The 15,312-nt window shown below is 72.6% G+C and carries 15 protein-coding genes; 8 read left to right on the plus strand and 7 right to left on the minus strand.

The features are described 5' to 3' along the window. The first annotated feature begins 115 nt into the window (after window positions 1–115). The gene (locus ACWD12_RS06085; protein WP_450098534.1) at window positions 116–670 is read left to right on the plus strand and encodes an STAS domain-containing protein; all 555 of its coding nucleotides are present in this window, start codon (window positions 116–118) and stop codon (window positions 668–670) included. Here ACWD12_RS06085 and ACWD12_RS06090 read toward each other — a convergent pair. Then, window positions 661–1,242 (minus strand): TetR/AcrR family transcriptional regulator, encoded by a 582-nt coding sequence (locus ACWD12_RS06090; RefSeq protein WP_450098535.1) that lies wholly within the window; start codon window positions 1,240–1,242, stop codon window positions 661–663. The genes ACWD12_RS06085 and ACWD12_RS06090 overlap by 10 nt on opposite strands. A 94-nt stretch (window positions 1,243–1,336) precedes the next feature. Here ACWD12_RS06090 and ACWD12_RS06095 point away from each other — a divergent pair, with 94 nt between their 5' ends. Beyond that, window positions 1,337–2,197, plus strand: coding sequence for an NAD(P)-dependent oxidoreductase (locus ACWD12_RS06095; RefSeq protein WP_450098536.1), 861 nt, complete (start codon window positions 1,337–1,339; stop codon window positions 2,195–2,197). Here ACWD12_RS06095 and ACWD12_RS06100 read toward each other — a convergent pair. From ACWD12_RS06100 to ACWD12_RS06110, 3 genes are all read right to left on the minus strand, one after another. Beyond that, a complete protein-coding gene (locus ACWD12_RS06100) occupies window positions 2,175–2,564 on the minus strand; it encodes a hypothetical protein (protein ID WP_450098537.1) in 390 nt (129 codons plus the stop codon). The genes ACWD12_RS06095 and ACWD12_RS06100 overlap by 23 nt on opposite strands. A 148-nt stretch (window positions 2,565–2,712) precedes the next feature. Next, a complete protein-coding gene (locus ACWD12_RS06105; protein WP_450098538.1) occupies window positions 2,713–4,467 on the minus strand; it encodes an acyl-CoA dehydrogenase in 1,755 nt (584 codons plus the stop codon). Further along, a complete protein-coding gene (locus ACWD12_RS06110; RefSeq protein WP_450098539.1) occupies window positions 4,464–5,669 on the minus strand; it encodes an amidohydrolase family protein in 1,206 nt (401 codons plus the stop codon). Before ACWD12_RS06110 ends, ACWD12_RS06105 begins: the two co-directional genes overlap by 4 nt. A gap of 193 nt (window positions 5,670–5,862) precedes the next feature. On the opposite strand from ACWD12_RS06110, the gene ACWD12_RS06115 reads away from it, so the two are divergent. Genes ACWD12_RS06115 through ACWD12_RS06125 form a run of 3 tightly spaced genes read left to right on the plus strand, consistent with a single transcriptional unit; the run spans window position 5,863 to window position 9,223 of the window. Further along, entirely contained in the window at window positions 5,863–6,744 is an 882-nt protein-coding gene (locus ACWD12_RS06115) for an enoyl-CoA hydratase/isomerase family protein (protein ID WP_450098540.1), read from the plus strand. Then, window positions 6,741–7,631: a TauD/TfdA dioxygenase family protein gene (locus tag ACWD12_RS06120; RefSeq protein WP_450098541.1), complete on the plus strand. Its 891-nt coding sequence runs from the start codon at window positions 6,741–6,743 to the stop codon at window positions 7,629–7,631. Before ACWD12_RS06115 ends, ACWD12_RS06120 begins: the two co-directional genes overlap by 4 nt. Continuing rightward, window positions 7,628–9,223: a thiamine pyrophosphate-binding protein gene (locus ACWD12_RS06125; protein WP_450098542.1), complete on the plus strand. Its 1,596-nt coding sequence runs from the start codon at window positions 7,628–7,630 to the stop codon at window positions 9,221–9,223. The genes ACWD12_RS06120 and ACWD12_RS06125 overlap by 4 nt, the downstream gene beginning before the upstream one ends. Window positions 9,224–9,225: 2 nt before the next feature. Here the strand turns inward: ACWD12_RS06125 and ACWD12_RS06130 are convergent, their stop codons facing one another. Together ACWD12_RS06130 and ACWD12_RS06135 are read right to left on the minus strand one after the other, a co-directional pair. Beyond that, on the minus strand, window positions 9,226–10,005 hold the full coding sequence (locus tag ACWD12_RS06130) for a FadR/GntR family transcriptional regulator (RefSeq protein WP_450098543.1): 780 nt from the start codon (window positions 10,003–10,005) through the stop codon (window positions 9,226–9,228). Then, window positions 10,002–10,919 carry an aldo/keto reductase gene (locus ACWD12_RS06135; protein ID WP_358349539.1) on the minus strand — a complete coding sequence of 306 codons (918 nt, stop codon included), beginning with the start codon at window positions 10,917–10,919 and terminating at the stop codon, window positions 10,002–10,004. Before ACWD12_RS06135 ends, ACWD12_RS06130 begins: the two co-directional genes overlap by 4 nt. Before the next feature lie 247 nt (window positions 10,920–11,166). Here ACWD12_RS06135 and ACWD12_RS06140 point away from each other — a divergent pair, with 247 nt between their 5' ends. Beyond that, a complete protein-coding gene (locus tag ACWD12_RS06140) occupies window positions 11,167–12,369 on the plus strand; it encodes a DegT/DnrJ/EryC1/StrS family aminotransferase (RefSeq protein ID WP_358349536.1) in 1,203 nt (400 codons plus the stop codon). 42 nt (window positions 12,370–12,411) lie between these two features. Further along, on the plus strand, window positions 12,412–13,368 hold the full coding sequence (locus ACWD12_RS06145) for a threonine ammonia-lyase (RefSeq protein WP_450098544.1): 957 nt from the start codon (window positions 12,412–12,414) through the stop codon (window positions 13,366–13,368). A 27-nt stretch (window positions 13,369–13,395) separates the two neighbouring features. Here the strand turns inward: ACWD12_RS06145 and ACWD12_RS06150 are convergent, their stop codons facing one another. Next, window positions 13,396–14,142: a nucleotidyltransferase family protein gene (locus ACWD12_RS06150; protein WP_358349531.1), complete on the minus strand. Its 747-nt coding sequence runs from the start codon at window positions 14,140–14,142 to the stop codon at window positions 13,396–13,398. 519 nt (window positions 14,143–14,661) lie between these two features. On the opposite strand from ACWD12_RS06150, the gene ACWD12_RS06155 reads away from it, so the two are divergent. Continuing rightward, window positions 14,662–15,240, plus strand: a complete 579-nt coding sequence (locus tag ACWD12_RS06155) for a hypothetical protein (protein WP_358349528.1) — start codon at window positions 14,662–14,664, stop codon at window positions 15,238–15,240. Window positions 15,241–15,312 lie beyond the last annotated feature (72 nt).

Below are 15,312 nucleotides of genomic sequence, written 5' to 3' on the forward strand. Positions count from 1 at the left end.
CTGAAAAGTTCTTCCGGAATTACTTGACGTGCTTTGGGTCCGATCCCCATGCTGGTTCCGGCCTCACCGGCAGTTGAAACAGCAGTCCCCCACCCGGTACGCGAGGGAGTCGGACATGACTCGGCGGCCACGCCCACGGCCCGAGAACCCCAGCCGCGCCGTGCCCCGGCCGCCCACGCCGGACCTCCGGCTGCGGGCGGCCGCCGACAACGGCCGAGCGCTGCTGCACGTCGTCGGCGAGATCGACCAGGAGTCGGCGCCGCGCCTGCGCCGCGCCCTGGAGACCCTGCTCGGCGACGGGGCGTCACACGTGTACGTCGACCTCGAAGGCGTCACCTTCTGCGACAGCACGGGGCTGCACGCCCTGCTGAACGCCCGCACGCAGGCGCTCGCGGAGCAGGTCGAACTGACCCTCGCGCCCGGCGCCGCGGTGCTGCGGTTGCTGGAAATCACCGAGACCGCCGCCCTGTTCACGCTGCGCACCGCGGAACCGCCCGCCGATCACTCGAGCACTCACCGGGCCCCCGCACCCCAGCCGTCGGCACCGCGGGCGCCGGCCCCCCAGCCGCCCGCCCCCCAGCCGCCCGCATCCCGGCCGTCGGCGTCGCCCGTACCAACGGCGTCGCCCCGGCCGCCCGAACCGCCCGCGGACCCGCCGGCTCAGCGGTAGGAGTCGACCAGCCGCGCCAGGTGGGTTCCCGCGGCGACCAGGGGCGTCGTGCTCCGCATGATTTGCGCGGACATCTCGGCACCCTCGAACGTGCTGATCACGGTGTGCGCGAGATCGCCCGCGACGTCGGCGGCGAAGCCTGAGCGCACGAGCCTGTCGCGGACGATGCCGTGCCAGTTCACGAAGGCGCGCTCCGCGGCCTCGCGTACCTCCGGGAGGCGGCGGGCGCTCTCCAGCGCCGCGGTGGTGACCGGGCACCCGTCCAGCCAGCCGGAGTCGCGCATGCCGACGGCGAGTTCGCGGGCGCACGCGATCATCGCGGCGGCGGGGTCGTCCTCGCGATCGAGGACGCCGCGCAGCAGATCCGCGAACTCCCGGTCGCCGTGGCCGATCGCCTCGACCGCGAGCTCGACCTTCCCGCCGGGGAAGAAGTGGTACACCGACCCCAGCGTGGCCTGGGCCTCCCGGGAGATGTCCTTGAGCCCGGTCCCCTCGTAGCCGTGCCGCTGCATCAGGCGCGACGTGGCGTGGACGATGCGGTCCCGGGTGCCGACCTCCTGCTTGCCTCTCATGTCCGCAGCCTACTAGATAGAGCGTTCGTTCTAGTCATCTGCTACGGTCGGATCGCACTGGATAGAACGTTCATTTTAGTCGCGGGGAGTTCTCATGTCTCGACCGTCCGTCACCGTCGTCGGCCTGGGCCCCATGGGGCAGGCGATGGCCGCCGCGTACCTCGACCGCGGGTACGAGGTGACCCTTTGGAACCGGACACCGAGCCGCGCGGATGCCCTGGTGGCGCGCGGCGCGCGGCTCGTCGCGAGTATCGAAGCCGCTTTGCGGGCGAACGAGTTGGTGGTGATGAGCCTTACCGACTACGAGGCCGTGTACGCGATCCTGCGCCAGGCGCCGCAGGCGCTGTCGGGGCGGACGGTCGCCAACCTCACGTCGGACACCCCGGCTCAGGCCCGCGAGGCCGCGGCCTGGCTCGCCGGGCACGGCGCGGTGCAGATCACCGGGGGCGTGCAGACACCGCCGCCGGGGATCGGGAGCGCGGACGCGGCGACGTACTACAGCGGGCCCGCCGAGGCGGTGGAACGGCACCGCGCCGCGCTGGAGGTACTGACGTCGGTCGACTACCTGGGCGAGGACCCCGGGCTCGCGGCGCTGTACTACCAGATCGGGATCGACATGTTCTGGACCGGGCTGGCGGGCTACCTGCACGGTCAGGCGGTGGCCCTGGCCAACGGCATCTCGGCCGAGCGGTTCCTCGAACACGCGGTGAAGACCCTGGACTTCAAGTACTTCCTGGAGTTCTACGCACCGCGCATCGACGCGGGCAACCACGAGGGCGACGTCGACAACCTCGGCATGGCCGTGGCCAGCCTGTCGCACGTGGTCCGGACGGCGGAGGACTCCGGGGTGGACCCGTCCGTGCCCGCCGCGATCCTCGAACTGTTCCGGCGCGGGGTCGAGTCCGGACGCGGTCGGGACAGCCTGACCAGCCTCACGGAGGTCGTGAAGCGCTGACGGCCGCCGCGGTGCCGCCGCGGTCGGCCCCGGTCGCGGCGGTCAGTGGCCGGACGGGCCGGGTTCGACCTCCCGCGCGGGACTGCGGGTGTTCTCCACGCCGGGAGCGGGCGGGGCGGGAGACGCGGGGCCGGGCGACGGCGTCGCGGTCGGCCTGGGCCGGAGGGCGGAGGCCCAGGTCGGCCGGGTCGGCCCCGGCCTTCAGTTGCCCGGAGACGTAGGCGTTCATCGGCCGGGCCAGGACCGACGGCGGATCGGCCGGATACGGGGCCGCATAGGCGAGGGGCACCGGCTCCGGCTCAGGGCTCGCGGAGGACAGGCCGGCCGACGCGGCTTGCGACGCCTCGGAGGACGAGGGCTCGGCCATCGCACGTCCCTCCTTGTGGTTCTCGCGCTGCGCAGGTACGCACGCGGCCCGGCATAACCACGCACGTCTCGGCGGGTCTCCCCCAATCAAACACGAAACGGGCGCGTCCCAAGCAACCGGGTGGCCTCACCGAACGCCGTCGACGCGGTCAGCGGCCACTCCCCTCGACCACCGCCGGCACCCCGCCGCCGGCCACCCGGGCCGCATCCTGTTCCGCCACAAGCACGCGTACGGCGATCCGCGCACGCGGCGACGGCCTCGTGTCGGCGAGGCGCTCGGCCCCGTACACCGTGCTCAGCAGCGCACCAAGACCCGAGTCGGCCAAGTAGCCATGGCCACCGCACAGTTCGACGGCTTCCTCCACCACGCCGCGACACGCCCGCCCGACGTGGTCGGTGGCCGCGAGGACCACCTCCTCCGCCGCCCCGTGCTCATCCGCCTGCGCCGCGAGCCGCCGGGCGGCGTCGAGTTCGCCGTACATGTCGGCGAAGCGGCGCCGTACCACCGGCAGCCGCGAAACTTTCGTCCCGTATGCCGTACGCGAGTTGACCCGATCGACCGCGGTCCGCAGGGCGCGCCAGGCGGCCGACAGCGGTTCGGCCACCGCCTCGTCGAAGGCCGCCCTTCCTCCGTCGAAAGGCCGTTCACCGAGGACGAAGGAGGCCACGGCCTCACGGTGCAGGTCGTTCGCACCGACGCTGATCGGGCCGTCCAGCCGCATGACCGCTTCTGCGGCGAACCTGGCCTCCCAGGACTCCAGTTCACTGCGCGCCCGCCCCGGGGGCCGGGCCGCCGCGAACCGCCGCACCGCCGAGGCCGCCTCGCGGGCCGCGTCCCGGACCAGTTCGGTCAGCCGGATCTTGGCGAGCATCGCCGCCACCGGGTCCGGCCGCGCCGACTCCATGGCGAAGACGGGCGCGAGTGCCGTGCCGCGTCCGGCGAGCAGACGTACCCAGAGGCCGCCGAGTTGCTCGGCGAGCACCGGATCGACCTCGCTCCCGCCCCGGCAACCGTCCACGCAACTGGCCCCTGCCCCCGCCAGACAGGCCGTCAGGTCCGACACCAGCCGGTGCGCCCAGCCGAGTTGGAACAAGCCGCCGTGCTCGGCACGCACCGCCCGGGCGACCTGGCGCCGCCCGGCCCCCACGTCGCCCAGCAGCTCGGCTTCCGCACCGTCGAAGACGATCTCGTCGAGGGTGTACCCGGCGATGGTCGGGATCCGCCGGATCTCCACTCCGTCGGCGGCCATCACCCCTCCGGTCCGCGGCGCGGCCGGGTCCGTCGCCACCGCGCTCCGCAACGCCACCACGAACATCGCGGTCCCGCCGGGCGTCCGAGCAACCGTCAGGCAGCGGTCGGCCTTGGCCGCCCCGGTGACCAGTGCCTTGGTCCCGGTGATCCGCCACGTCCCGTCACCGACCTGCCGGGCCTCGGCGCGCAGGCCCGCGAACAGGTCGTTGCCTGCGGCGTGTTCGGTGTACGCGCAGCACCATGTCTCGCGCCCGTCCAGCATTCCCGGCAGCAGCCGCCCGCGCTGCCCGGCGCTGCCGTACGCGGCCACCGGCGCCGACGCCAGGACCACGCCCGTGTCCACCAGCGGCGCGTGGTGCCAGGCGACCTCGTACGCGAACGCCGCCGCCCACGACGCCGGCCGCCCGCCACCGCCCGCTCCGGACGGCACGGAGATCCCGAGCCACCCGCGCTTGCCGGCCTCGCGCAGCAGCGCGCGTTCGAACTCCTCGCCCAAACCCGTCCGGTCGGCGGGATCACGGTGTGCGGCGATCCGGCCGAGCGCCATGGCCGGGGTGAGCCACGCGCACACCTCGGCACGGAACTCCTCGGCCCCCGGCGCGAGTCCGAGGTCGAGCGGGCGGTGCGCGGGCGCGGGTGTTGCAGGGATCACTCGTCCTCCGGGAGGTCGAGGTCCAGCAGGCGGATCGCGTTGCCGCGGGCGAGCTTGTGGACGAGTTCGGGGGCGAGGTGCCCGAACTGCTCCTCGGCGGCCTTGCGCGAGTGCGGCCAAGTCCCGTCCTGGTGCGGGTAGTCCGTCTCGAAGGCGACGTTGTCCTCGCCCACCCGGTGCAGGAGCTCGACGCCGACGGAGTCCTTGAAGAAGCACGAGAACATCTGCCGGTGGTAGTACGTCGACGGCGGTTCGGGGCACAGGCTCTGGCTCCCGGACCAGCCCCGGTGCGTCGACCACACGTCGTCGATGCGTTCCAGGAGATAGGGGATCCAGCCGATCTGCGCCTCGGCGAACAGCAGTTTGAGCCGCGGCCGGCGGTGCAGGACCCCGGAGAACAGCCAGTCGGCCATGGACGCCACGGAGTTGCCGAAGATGATCGTCGACGCCACCGCGTCCGGGCCGTCCGGCGACGCCTGCGGGGTCTTGGTCCCGGAGCCGATGTGCATCGACAGGACCGTGCCGGTCTCCTCGCACGCCTCGAACAGCGGCTCCCAGTAACCCGAATAGATGCTGGGCAGGCCCAGGTACGTCGGCAGCTCGCTGAAGGCGACGGCGCGCACGCCCCGCGCGGCGTTGCGGCGCACCTCCTCGGCGGCGAGTCCGGCGTCCCAGAGCGGGACCAGGCACAGCGGGATCAGCCGTCCGCCCGAAGTGCCGCACCACTCCTCGACCATCCAGTCGTTGTATGCGCGCACGCACAGCAGCGCCAGCTCGCGGTCCTGGCCGCCGAGGAACAACTGCCCGCAGAACCGGGGGTAGTTGGGGAAGCACATCTGCGCCTGGACGTGGTTGAGGTCCATGTCGGCGAGCCGGTCCGGCGTACGCCAGCAGCCGGGGCGCATCTCGTCGTACGTGATGCCGGTCATCGTGATCTCGTCGGCGGGGTACCCGGCCGCCGCGATGAGGCGCTTCACCGAGTAGTAGTGGTCCTCGTAGTGCCACCACGCGACGTCCGGTCCGTCGGTCCCCGGCGCCTCGCGGTAGGTCCCGCCGGTGAGTACCGGTACGCCCCCGGGCAGATGCTCGATGCGCGGCCCCTGGTCGCGGTAGCGGGCGGGGAGGCGGCTCGACCACAGGTCGGGCGGTTCGACGACGTGGGCGTCCAGGTCGACCAGGCGGGGAATCGGCGAGGCGGTCACGAGCGGCTCCATCTCCGGTTTTCCGACGGCGTGGCGCGAGCTACGGGCCTATCATCATAATGATTACAAGGTGAGGATGATAGGCTCACGCGACCACGCTCCTCCCCCGTCCGTGCACCATCCGCGCGATCCGCGCGTCGAGGCTCCACCGACGACAGCCAGCCAAGAACCGCCCGCCGCAAGGGAGACCGGAATGGCCGACGGCGATCACTACGGCTTCACCCACCTGCGTACGGAACTTCGCGGCCGGATCCTGCACGTGACGCTGGACCGCCCCGCCCGCCGCAACGCGATCAGCCCCGAGATGCACGCGGAGTTCACCCCCTTGTTCCGCCGCATCGCCACCGACGACCAGGTCGACGTGGTCGTGGTGACCGGCGCGGGCGACAAGGCCTTCTGCGTGGGCGCCGACTTCTCCGGCATGGACGCCAAGCTCGCCGAGGGCTACCCCGACGGGAACCCCGAACTCCTGGAGGGCTCCGCGGCCCTGGTACGCGCCCAACTGGCCGTGCCCCAACCCGTGATCGCCGCGATCAACGGCGACGCGCTCGGCCTCGGGGCGACGCTCGCCCTCTTCTGCGACGTCACCTTCCTGGCCGACACGGCACGCATCGGCGACCCGCACGTCAACGCCGGACTGGTCGCGGGCGACGGCGGTGCGATCCTGTGGCCGCTGTTGCTCGGCGTCAACCGGGGCAAGGAATACCTGATGACCGGCGACCTCATGAGCGCCGAAGAGGCGCTGCGGTACGGGCTGGTCAATCACGTGTGCCCGACCGCGGAGGTGCTGGAGCGTGCCACCGCACTCGCCGAACGCCTCGCCGCGGGCCCCCAGGTGGCGCTGCGCTTCAACAAGCGCCTGGCCAACACGGACCTGAACGACCGCGTCAACCGGCTCCTGGACACCTCGTTGGCCTTGGAGGCCATGACGTTCACCACGGCCGACCACCGCGAAGCCGTGACGGCCTTCCTGGAACGCCGTCCACCGCGCTTCGGCGCACGGCCCGCGCCGACCGCCGCGGGCGAGCACCCCGCCCCAGCCCCGGCCCCGGCCCCGGAAGGAGCGCGCCCGTGAGCATCCGCGTGAACCGCATGTCCGGCTCCACCGGCGCCGAGGTCGTCGGCGCCGACCTGGTTCGCGCCGACACCGCGACCCTGGACGCCCTGCGCGCCGCGTTCCTCGAGCACCACGTGCTCGCCATTCGCGGACAGGATCTGAGCCCCCATCAACTCCTGTCCTTCGCCGCCGAGTTCGGCGAGGTCTTCGTCCACCCGTACGTGCCGTCGCTGACCGGCCACCCCGGCGTGATGGAGATCTACCAGATGGTCCCGCTCACCGAGACCTGGCACGCGGACGTCACCTTCTCCGCCGCACCGCCACGCACCACGGTGCTGCACGCGCGCGAACTCCCGCCCGCCGGGGGCGACACCATGTTCGCCAACCAGCACCTCGCGTACGAGCGCCTCTCCCCCGGCCTACGCCGCGTCCTCGACGGCCTCACGGCCGTCCATCAGGGCACCTCACTCGCCGCCGACGCCGGACTCACCGAGTCGACCGTCACCGCCACCCACCCGGTGGTCGTCGCGCACCCGGAGACCGGACGCCCAGCGCTGTACGTCAACGCGGACTACACGCGCCGGTTCGCCGACATGACCGACGAGGAGTCCGCACCGCTCCTCGCGTACCTCTACGAGGCGGCCACCCGGCACGAGTTCGCCTACCGGCACCGCTGGCTCCCGGGCGACGTGGTCATGTGGGACAACCGCAGCGTGCAGCACCGCGGTGTCAACGACTACGGGTCCGCGCGGCGCTACCTGCACCGCGTCACGCTGGAAGGCTCCGCACCAAGGCCGTTCAGCGCGGCGCACACGGCGCGCAGCACAGACGCCGCCGACACGAACACCGCGGACACCACGGGCGGCACGGACACCGCCGGCACGACGGTCGGAGCCCGCGGATGACCCTCATGACCGGCGCCCAAGCCCTCGTCGCGCAACTCCGCCGCGAAGGGGTCACCCACCTCTTCGGCCTGCCCGGCGACCAGATCATGCACCTGCTCGACGCGCTCTACGACGAACCCGGCATCACGTTCGTCACCACCCGCCACGAGCAGGCCACCACCTACATGGCCGACGGATACGCCCGCGCCGTCGGGCGGGAGGGCTGCGCACTCGTCGTGCCCGGCGTCGGCCTCTACAACGCGGGGGCCGGCCTGGCCACCGCGTACGCCGCCTCCTCCCCCGTCCTGCTCCTGGCCGGCCAGATACCGCGCGACGCCATCGACCGCGGCTCCGGCGCGCTGCACGAGATCCACCGCCAACTCGACGTCGTCGCCCCGGTCGCGGGCCACACCGCCGGGATCCGGCACGCCGCGGAGGTCCCGGGCGCGGTGCACCGCGCATTCGCGGCCATGCGCACCGGACGCCCCCGTCCCGCCGTCCTGGACGTCCCGCCCGAGGCGTTGGCCGAGAAGGCCGACGTCAAGCTGCCCGCGGTGGCCGAGAGGCGCCGCGCCCAACCGGACCCCGACGCGGTACGCGACGCCGCAGCACTGCTCCTGCGCGCCGAACGCCCGCTGCTGTGGGCGGGCGGCGGCGCGGTCTCCGCGGGCGCACACGACGCGCTCACCGCGATCGCCGAGCACCTCCAGGCTCCGGTGGTCACCACCCGAGAGGGCAAGGGCGCGGTCGACGACAGGCACCCGCTGAGCGTGGGAACGATGTGGTTCAACCCGCGCCTGCGGCCCGTCCTCGACGACGCCGACGCGGTGCTCGCGGTCGGCACCCGCTTCTCGGGCAGCGGCATCGCGCCGCACGTCCCGCTCGTCCACCTCGACGCCGACCCCACCGAGTTCGACCGCCACCACACCGCGTCGGTGGCGATCGCCGCGGACGCGCTGCCCGGCGCCGAGGCGCTCCTCGCCGAGCTGCGGCGCACTTCCGGGCCGCGGCCGCCGCGCACCGCCGAGACGGCCCGCATGAGGCGGCAGGTCCGCGAGCAACTCGCCACTGTGGGGCCGCAGTCCGCCATCGTCGACACGGTACGCGCCGCTCTGCCGGACGATTCGATCCTCGTGCCCTGTACGACGACGGTCGGCTACATGTGCCACATGCGCTACCCGGTGCACGCGCGGCGCGGCTACCTGGCCACGTCGTACATGGGGACGCTCGGCTTCGCCTTCCCGACCGGGCTGGGCGCGAAGGCCGCCCGGCCCGACGTGCCCGTGGTGACGCTCAGCGGGGACGGCGGATTCCTGTTCGCGGCGGGCGAGTTGGCCACCGCCGTCCAGTACGGCATCAACACCGTCAACGTGGTCTTCGACGACGGGGCGTACGGCAACTCCAACCGCGACCAGCGCGAACGCTTCGGCGGCCGCGAGATCGGCACCGCACTGCGCAACCCCGACTGGGCGGCCCTGGCCCGGTCGTTCGGGGCGAACGGCGTCGCCTTGGCGGCACCCGACGATCTCGGTCCCGCCCTGCGCGACGCACTCGGCGCCGCCACCCCGACCGTCATCTCGGTACCGATCCCCCGCCTGCCGAGCCCGTTCTGACGTCAGACCCGCACCGGCCGCGCGCCGTGGTCGCGCAGCGGATACTCCTGCGCCCCGGCGATGTGCCGTGACGCCGCTGTGAAGACCTCGGCCTCGTCTCCTGACTCGATGAGGTCGATCAGTTTGCCGTGCACGCGCAGCCCCGCCGCCCGCGCGCCGCGGTCCGTGCCGGCGAGCGCCGCCCCGGCCCACGCCTGCTCCTGCCGCGCCCACAACACCTCGACCGCGCCCAGCAGGATCTGCATCGTCGCGTTCCCGCACAGCGCCACCAGCGCCTCGTGGAACGCCCGGTTCTCCCGCAGGTACGCCCCGCCGTCGTCGAGCGCCGCCGCCATCCGCCCGTGCACGTCCCGCAGTTGCGGCACCACCTCGGTCGCCCGGTCCCCGCGGGCCGCGCACAGTGCGGCGCACACCGGCTCCAACTGCCGCAGCGCACCCGCAAGATCCGCGAGCTCGACCTGTCGCGCGTGCATGACCATGCCGAACATGTGGGCTGCGTCCGCGGGTTGGGGTACGTGCACCACCGCCCCGCCGGCGTTGCCGCGCCGCACCGTGATCAGGCCCTCGGTCTCCAGGATGCGGAACGCCTGCCGCACGGTGGTGCGGCCGACCCCGAACTCGGCGGCCAGGTCGTCCTGTTTGGGCAGCGTGCCGCCGTCCGCCACGGCGCCGTCGAGGATCCGGGTGCGCAGGCGCGCGGCGACCGCGTCCGCGACGCTGTGGTGGCGTACCGCGTCGGCGCCCGCGGGCGGCCCGGCGCGCACCGGCAGACCGCCGGTCACCCCTCCTCGACCGGTCCCTTCACCGCGAGGCGGGCGATCCCCGCGACCTCCTCGGCGCTCAACTCCACGAAAGCCTCGGCATTCGCCACCACCTGCTCGGCGCTCGTCGCGCCGACGAGCACCGACGGCACCTCCGGCTGCGCCGCGAGCCACGACAGGGCCAGTTGCAGCAGGGTCCGGCCGCGCTCTTCGGCGTACGCGGTCACGCGCTCGACGATGGCGAAGTTCTCGTCGGTCGCCACGCTCGCGAACCACGGCCCGGCGGCCAGCCGCGAGCCCTCCGGGAAGTCCTCGCCGCGCCGGTACTTGCCGCTGAGCAGCCCGGACGCGAGCGGGAAATACGGGATCACGCCGAGTCCCAGGTGCCGGGCGGCCGGCACGGTGTCGCGCTCGACGTCGCGGTTGACCAGGCTCCATTCCAGCTGCGTCGCGATGAAGCGGGCGCTGTTCGCGTTGCGGGCGATGTGGTCGGCGTCGACCAGTTGCCACCCGGCCAGGTTGGAGTTGGCGATGTAGCGGACCTTGCCCTGGCGCACCAGGTCGTCGAGGGCGGACAGCGTCTCGTCGAGCGGGGTGTCCGCGTCCGGGAAGTGCAGGTAGTACAGGTCGATGTGATCGGTGCCGAGGCGGCGCAGGCTGGCCTCGCAGGCACGCATCACGTGGCGCCGGGAGGCCCCGCCGCCGTACGGGCCCTTGGCGGGCGCGCCGAACTTGGTGGCCACCACCACGTCGTCGCGACGGGCGCCGAGGGCGCGGCCGAGCATCTCCTCGGAGCGGCCGCCGCCGTACATGTCCGCGGTGTCGAAGAAGGTCACGCCCGCGTCGAGGGCCGCGCCGACCACCTTGTGCGCGGCGGGCTCGTCGATGCGCATGCCGAAGTTGTTGCAGCCGAGCCCGACCTCGGAGACCTTCAAGCCTGACGTTCCCACTGTGGTGTACCGCACCGGGTTACCCGCTCTCTGCTCTGTGTTCGCTCTGCGCCGCTCGGTGTTCCCCCCCGACCTTGCCGCCCCATCATAGCCATGATAGCTATAAAAGCGACCGCTGACGGGCTGTCAGATTCTCCCCCGGGTTCTCCCGGGGAACACACCCGGCACCGGCCGCCGAACGCCCGAGCACTCCCCTTCCACCACCCGCCACCGACACCCCTGGGACGGCAGCATGCGCAAGATCCCGTACGCCGGAAGCGTCCACGACCAGGCCGAGATCGACGCCATGCTCGCGATCCTCAACGGCCCGCCCAGCGCCATGACCATCGGCCGCAACGTCGCTGCCATGGAACGCGAAGTGGCCGCACTCTTCGGCAAGAGCCACGGCTTGATGTGCAACTCCGGCTCGTCCGCGCTCTACCTCGCCATCGAACTGCTGCGGCTGGAACCCGGCGACGAGATCATCACCTCGACGCTCACCTTCTCCACCGACATCGCCCCCATGGTCAAGGCCGGCCTCGTACCCGTCCTCGCCGACGTCGACCCCGACTCGTTCCAGATCGACGTCGACCGCATCGAAGGGCTCATCGGCCCGCGTACGAAGGCGATCCTCACCCCCAACCTCGCCGGCAACGCCCCCGACTGGGACCGCATCCGCGAAATCGCCGACCGGCACGGCCTCGCCGTCGTCGAGGACTCCTGCGACGCCCTCGGCGCCACCCTGCGCGGCACCCCCACCGGCACCCGCGCCGACATCTCCGTCACCAGCTTCGCGATGAGCCACATCATCACCTGCGCCGGCAACGGCGGCATGGTCCTCGTCGACGACGAGGCCCTGCGCGACCGCGGCCTCATGCTGCGCCGCTGGGGCCGGCGCTCCGAACTCCAGTTGTTCGGCTCGAAGAAGGGCAACCGCGACTTCTTCGAGGAGATCGACGGCGTCCTGTACGACAACCTCTTCATCTTCGACGAGATCGGCTGGAACTTCGAACCCAGCGAGCTCGGCGCCGCGTTCGGCCTCGCCCAACTCGCCAAGCTGCCGCGCTTCCTGGCCACCCGCCAGCGGCACTTCGCGGCCCACCACGCCTTCTTCGCCAAGCACCCGGACGCGTTCATCGCGCCGCGCCAGACGGACGGGCTGGAGACCGGCTGGCTGAACTTCCCGGCCATCGTCAACCCCGAGGCCGGCTTCAGCCGCGGCGACCTGCAGCAGTTCCTCGAGGCGCGCGGCATCTCCACGCGCACCGTGTGGTCCGGCAACATCCTGCGGCAGCCCGGCTTCAAGGACATCACGCACCGCGCCGACCCCGACGGCTACCCCAACGCCGACCGGGTCATGGAGTACGCCTTCATCGTGCCGCTGAACCACCGCATGGACGACGAGGACACCGCGTACATCCACGAGCAGGTGGAGGCCTTCCTCGCGTCCCGCTGAGCCCCGGCGGACACCGTCCGCCGACCGTCTACGGTGACACGTATGAAAAACCTGGTCACCCTCGACGAGCTGCGCGAAGCCCACAAGCGGGTCACGGGAGCGGTGGTACGCACGCCGCTGCTCCCGTGCCCGCACGGCGACGCCGACCGTCCCCTGTGGCTCAAGCCCGAGAGCCTCCAGCCGATCGGCGCCTTCAAACTGCGCGGTGCCCACAACCTGATCGCGTCGCTCACCGACGAGGAGCGCGCCCGCGGCGTCGTCGCACACTCCAGCGGCAACCACGCCCAGGCCGTCGCCTACACCGCCCGCCACTTCGGCATCCGCGCGGTCATCGTCATGCCGGACACCGCGCCCGCGGTCAAGGTCGAAGCGACCCGTGCGCTGGGCGCCGAGATCGTCATGGTCACACCCGACCGGCGCGACACGGCGGCCTTCGAACTGGCCGAGGAGCACGGGTACACCGCGGTGCCGCCGTACGACGACCGCCGCATCATCGCGGGCCAGGGCACCGCAGGGCTGGAGATCGCCGAGGACCTGCCGGACGCCTCGACGGTCCTGGTGCCGGTCAGCGGCGGCGGGCTCATCTCGGGCATCGCGACGGCGGTGAAGTCGCTGCGCCCGGACACGAAGGTCATCGGCGTCGAGCCGGAACTCGCCGCCGACGCCGCCGAGTCGCTGCGCACGGGAGTGCGCGCCACGTGGCCGTCCGAGGCGACGTACCGCACGATCGCGGACGGGCTGCGCACCACGTCGCTGGGCGAACTCCCGTTCGCCCACGTGCTGCGGTACGTCGACGACATCGTCACCGTCAGCGAGGACCAGATCCGCGCGGCCGTCCGGTTCCTGGGGCGCTCGGCGCGCCTGGTCGCCGAACCGTCCGGAGCCGTGGCGACGGCGGCCTACCTGTTCCGACGCGACGCGCTGCCGCCCGGGCGCGACCACGTCGCGGTCGTCAGCGGCGGCAACGTCGATCCGGCGCTGTACGCCCAATTGATCTGAACCGGCGGCCGACCGATCCGCTCCGCGTCACTCCGACTGGGCGCGCAGCTCCTTCGCCGCCTCCGACAGGTCCTTCGCGGTGTCGATGGCCCGCCAGTACGCACCCTGCGGGATCGGGAACCCGGCGAGGCGCTGCTCGCGGGCCAAGCGGGGGAACGTCGTGCGCTCGTGGTCGCCGACGTCGGGCAGCAGGGCGGTGAACTCCGCCGAGAAGACGTACACCCCGGCGTTGATCAGGTACGGCGACGGCGGCGCCTCGATGAAGTCCAGGACGTGGCCGAACTTGTCGGTCTCCACGACTCCCCACGGGATGCGCGGGCGGGCGAGCGAGAGCGTCGCGGTCGCGTGCCGCTCCTCGTGGAACGCGGCCATCTCGCGGAGCGAGAAGCGGGTCCAGATGTCGCCGTTCGTGGCGTACCAGGGCTCCTCGGGCCGCGGCAGGGCGGCCGCCGCGAACTTCAACCCGCCGCCGCGCCCGAGCGGTTCGGTCTCCACCACCGTCGACACCGCCAGCGGCAGGTCGGCCGTCTTGAGCCAGTCCTGCAGCACCTCGGCGAGGTGCCCGCACGAGATCACGACGTCGGTGACCCCCTCGGCCGCGAGCCACGCCAGCTGATGGCCGATGATCGGCGTGCCGGTCCCCGGGATCTCCACCATGGGCTTGGGCCGGTCGTCGGTGTAGGGCCGCAGCCGCGAGCCCTGTCCCCCGGCCAGGATGACGGCCTGCGTGACATCACGGGCAGCGTGCGACGCGCTGTGTGGTGCGGAAGTCATGCCCAGACCTTAGCGAGTCGCACGGCCCGGGCCGAACCCACGCCGAACCCGGTACCGAGCCCCGCGCGGAACTCCGTGCCGAACCCGCGCCGAACGCCGCCGCCCGGCACCGACGCCCTGGCGAGGGCGCCCCGGCGGCGAGCGGCCGCGGCAGGCGGGGAGCCGTTCGCCCCGACGACCCGTCCGACCGGCGCCGGGGGTTCTCCGTTGTCGGTGCGGTGTTGTGGACTGTTGGCGAAAGGCGCCAGCAAGGGCCGGTTATTTCTGCCGTACGGCTGTGCCCCGTCCGCGCATCGGAGCACCTGTCGGGGCCTCGGAGCTTGACGGCGTAGGGAGTACGTGTGCCACGGTTCGCGGGCCCGGCGCGGCTTCGCGGACACGACCCAAGGGGTCCCGCCTCTTTCGGCGGGGTTGTCCGGGTCACTAGCATCCGTCGAGGGACGTCCGCGTGACCTGGTTGACCGGTGGGGACCGGATGCGGTCGCGGAGTCCGTGGGGGCGATGAGTGGGGGGCTCGGGATGAACCGTCGTACGTTCGGCTGCGTATGGGCCGCGGTCGGCATGTGGCTGCTGACGGGCTGCTTCGGGGCGGACGAGAACGGCCGTGCGCACGGCGTGCCCTCGACTCCGGGCACGGCCCCGTCCGCCCCCGGCTCTTCTGCGCCGGCGACGCTCGCGGAACGACTGCGCGTGACCGGGTGCGATCTCCTGACCGAGGACCAGGTGCGGACCGAGCTCGGCGCCACGCAGATCAGCCGCCGGCCGGAAGACGGCGGCCGTACCTGCCTGTTCATCGGTCCCACCGGCGAAACGGTGCTCTCGGTACGTATCGGCGACGTCCCCCGCGCGCTGCTCGGCGGCCCGGAGCAGGTCGCCCGCCTGACCGCCTCGCCGACCGCGCGGACCGAGCAGGTCCCCGAACTCGCCGACGCCGCGGTCTTCTACAGCGACCCGGGCAAGGCCAACGGCATCGCCTTCGCACGCGGGCGCGGCGAACGCGTCACCAGCGTGAACCTCACAGCCGCCGGCCCCAACGCGCAGTCCGGGCTCGACACCCTTGTCGCCCTCGCCCGGCACGCGAACAACGCGCTTCGCTGAGCCCCGGTCCGCCGGACCGCGCCGCGACGAGCCGGGCCGCGCGGGCCGGTTCGCGAACCGGATGATCACCGG

Source organism: Streptodolium elevatio, assembly GCF_053592165.1.

Bases quoted from the DNA above. Each gene is read 5' to 3' on its own strand.
- ACWD12_RS06085 (WP_450098534.1), top strand. From the start codon at position 116: ATGACTCGGCGGCCACGCCCACGGCCCGAGAACCCCAGCCGCGCCGTG.
- ACWD12_RS06090 (WP_450098535.1), bottom strand. From the start codon at position 1,242: ATGAGAGGCAAGCAGGAGGTCGGCACCCGGGACCGCATCGTCCACGCC.
- ACWD12_RS06095 (WP_450098536.1), top strand. From the start codon at position 1,337: ATGTCTCGACCGTCCGTCACCGTCGTCGGCCTGGGCCCCATGGGGCAG.
- ACWD12_RS06100 (WP_450098537.1), bottom strand. From the start codon at position 2,564: ATGGCCGAGCCCTCGTCCTCCGAGGCGTCGCAAGCCGCGTCGGCCGGC.
- ACWD12_RS06115 (WP_450098540.1), top strand. From the start codon at position 5,863: ATGGCCGACGGCGATCACTACGGCTTCACCCACCTGCGTACGGAACTT.
- ACWD12_RS06125 (WP_450098542.1), top strand. From the start codon at position 7,628: ATGACCCTCATGACCGGCGCCCAAGCCCTCGTCGCGCAACTCCGCCGC.
- ACWD12_RS06140 (WP_358349536.1), top strand. From the start codon at position 11,167: ATGCGCAAGATCCCGTACGCCGGAAGCGTCCACGACCAGGCCGAGATC.
- ACWD12_RS06145 (WP_450098544.1), top strand. From the start codon at position 12,412: ATGAAAAACCTGGTCACCCTCGACGAGCTGCGCGAAGCCCACAAGCGG.
- ACWD12_RS06150 (WP_358349531.1), bottom strand. From the start codon at position 14,142: ATGACTTCCGCACCACACAGCGCGTCGCACGCTGCCCGTGATGTCACG.
- ACWD12_RS06155 (WP_358349528.1), top strand. From the start codon at position 14,662: ATGAACCGTCGTACGTTCGGCTGCGTATGGGCCGCGGTCGGCATGTGG.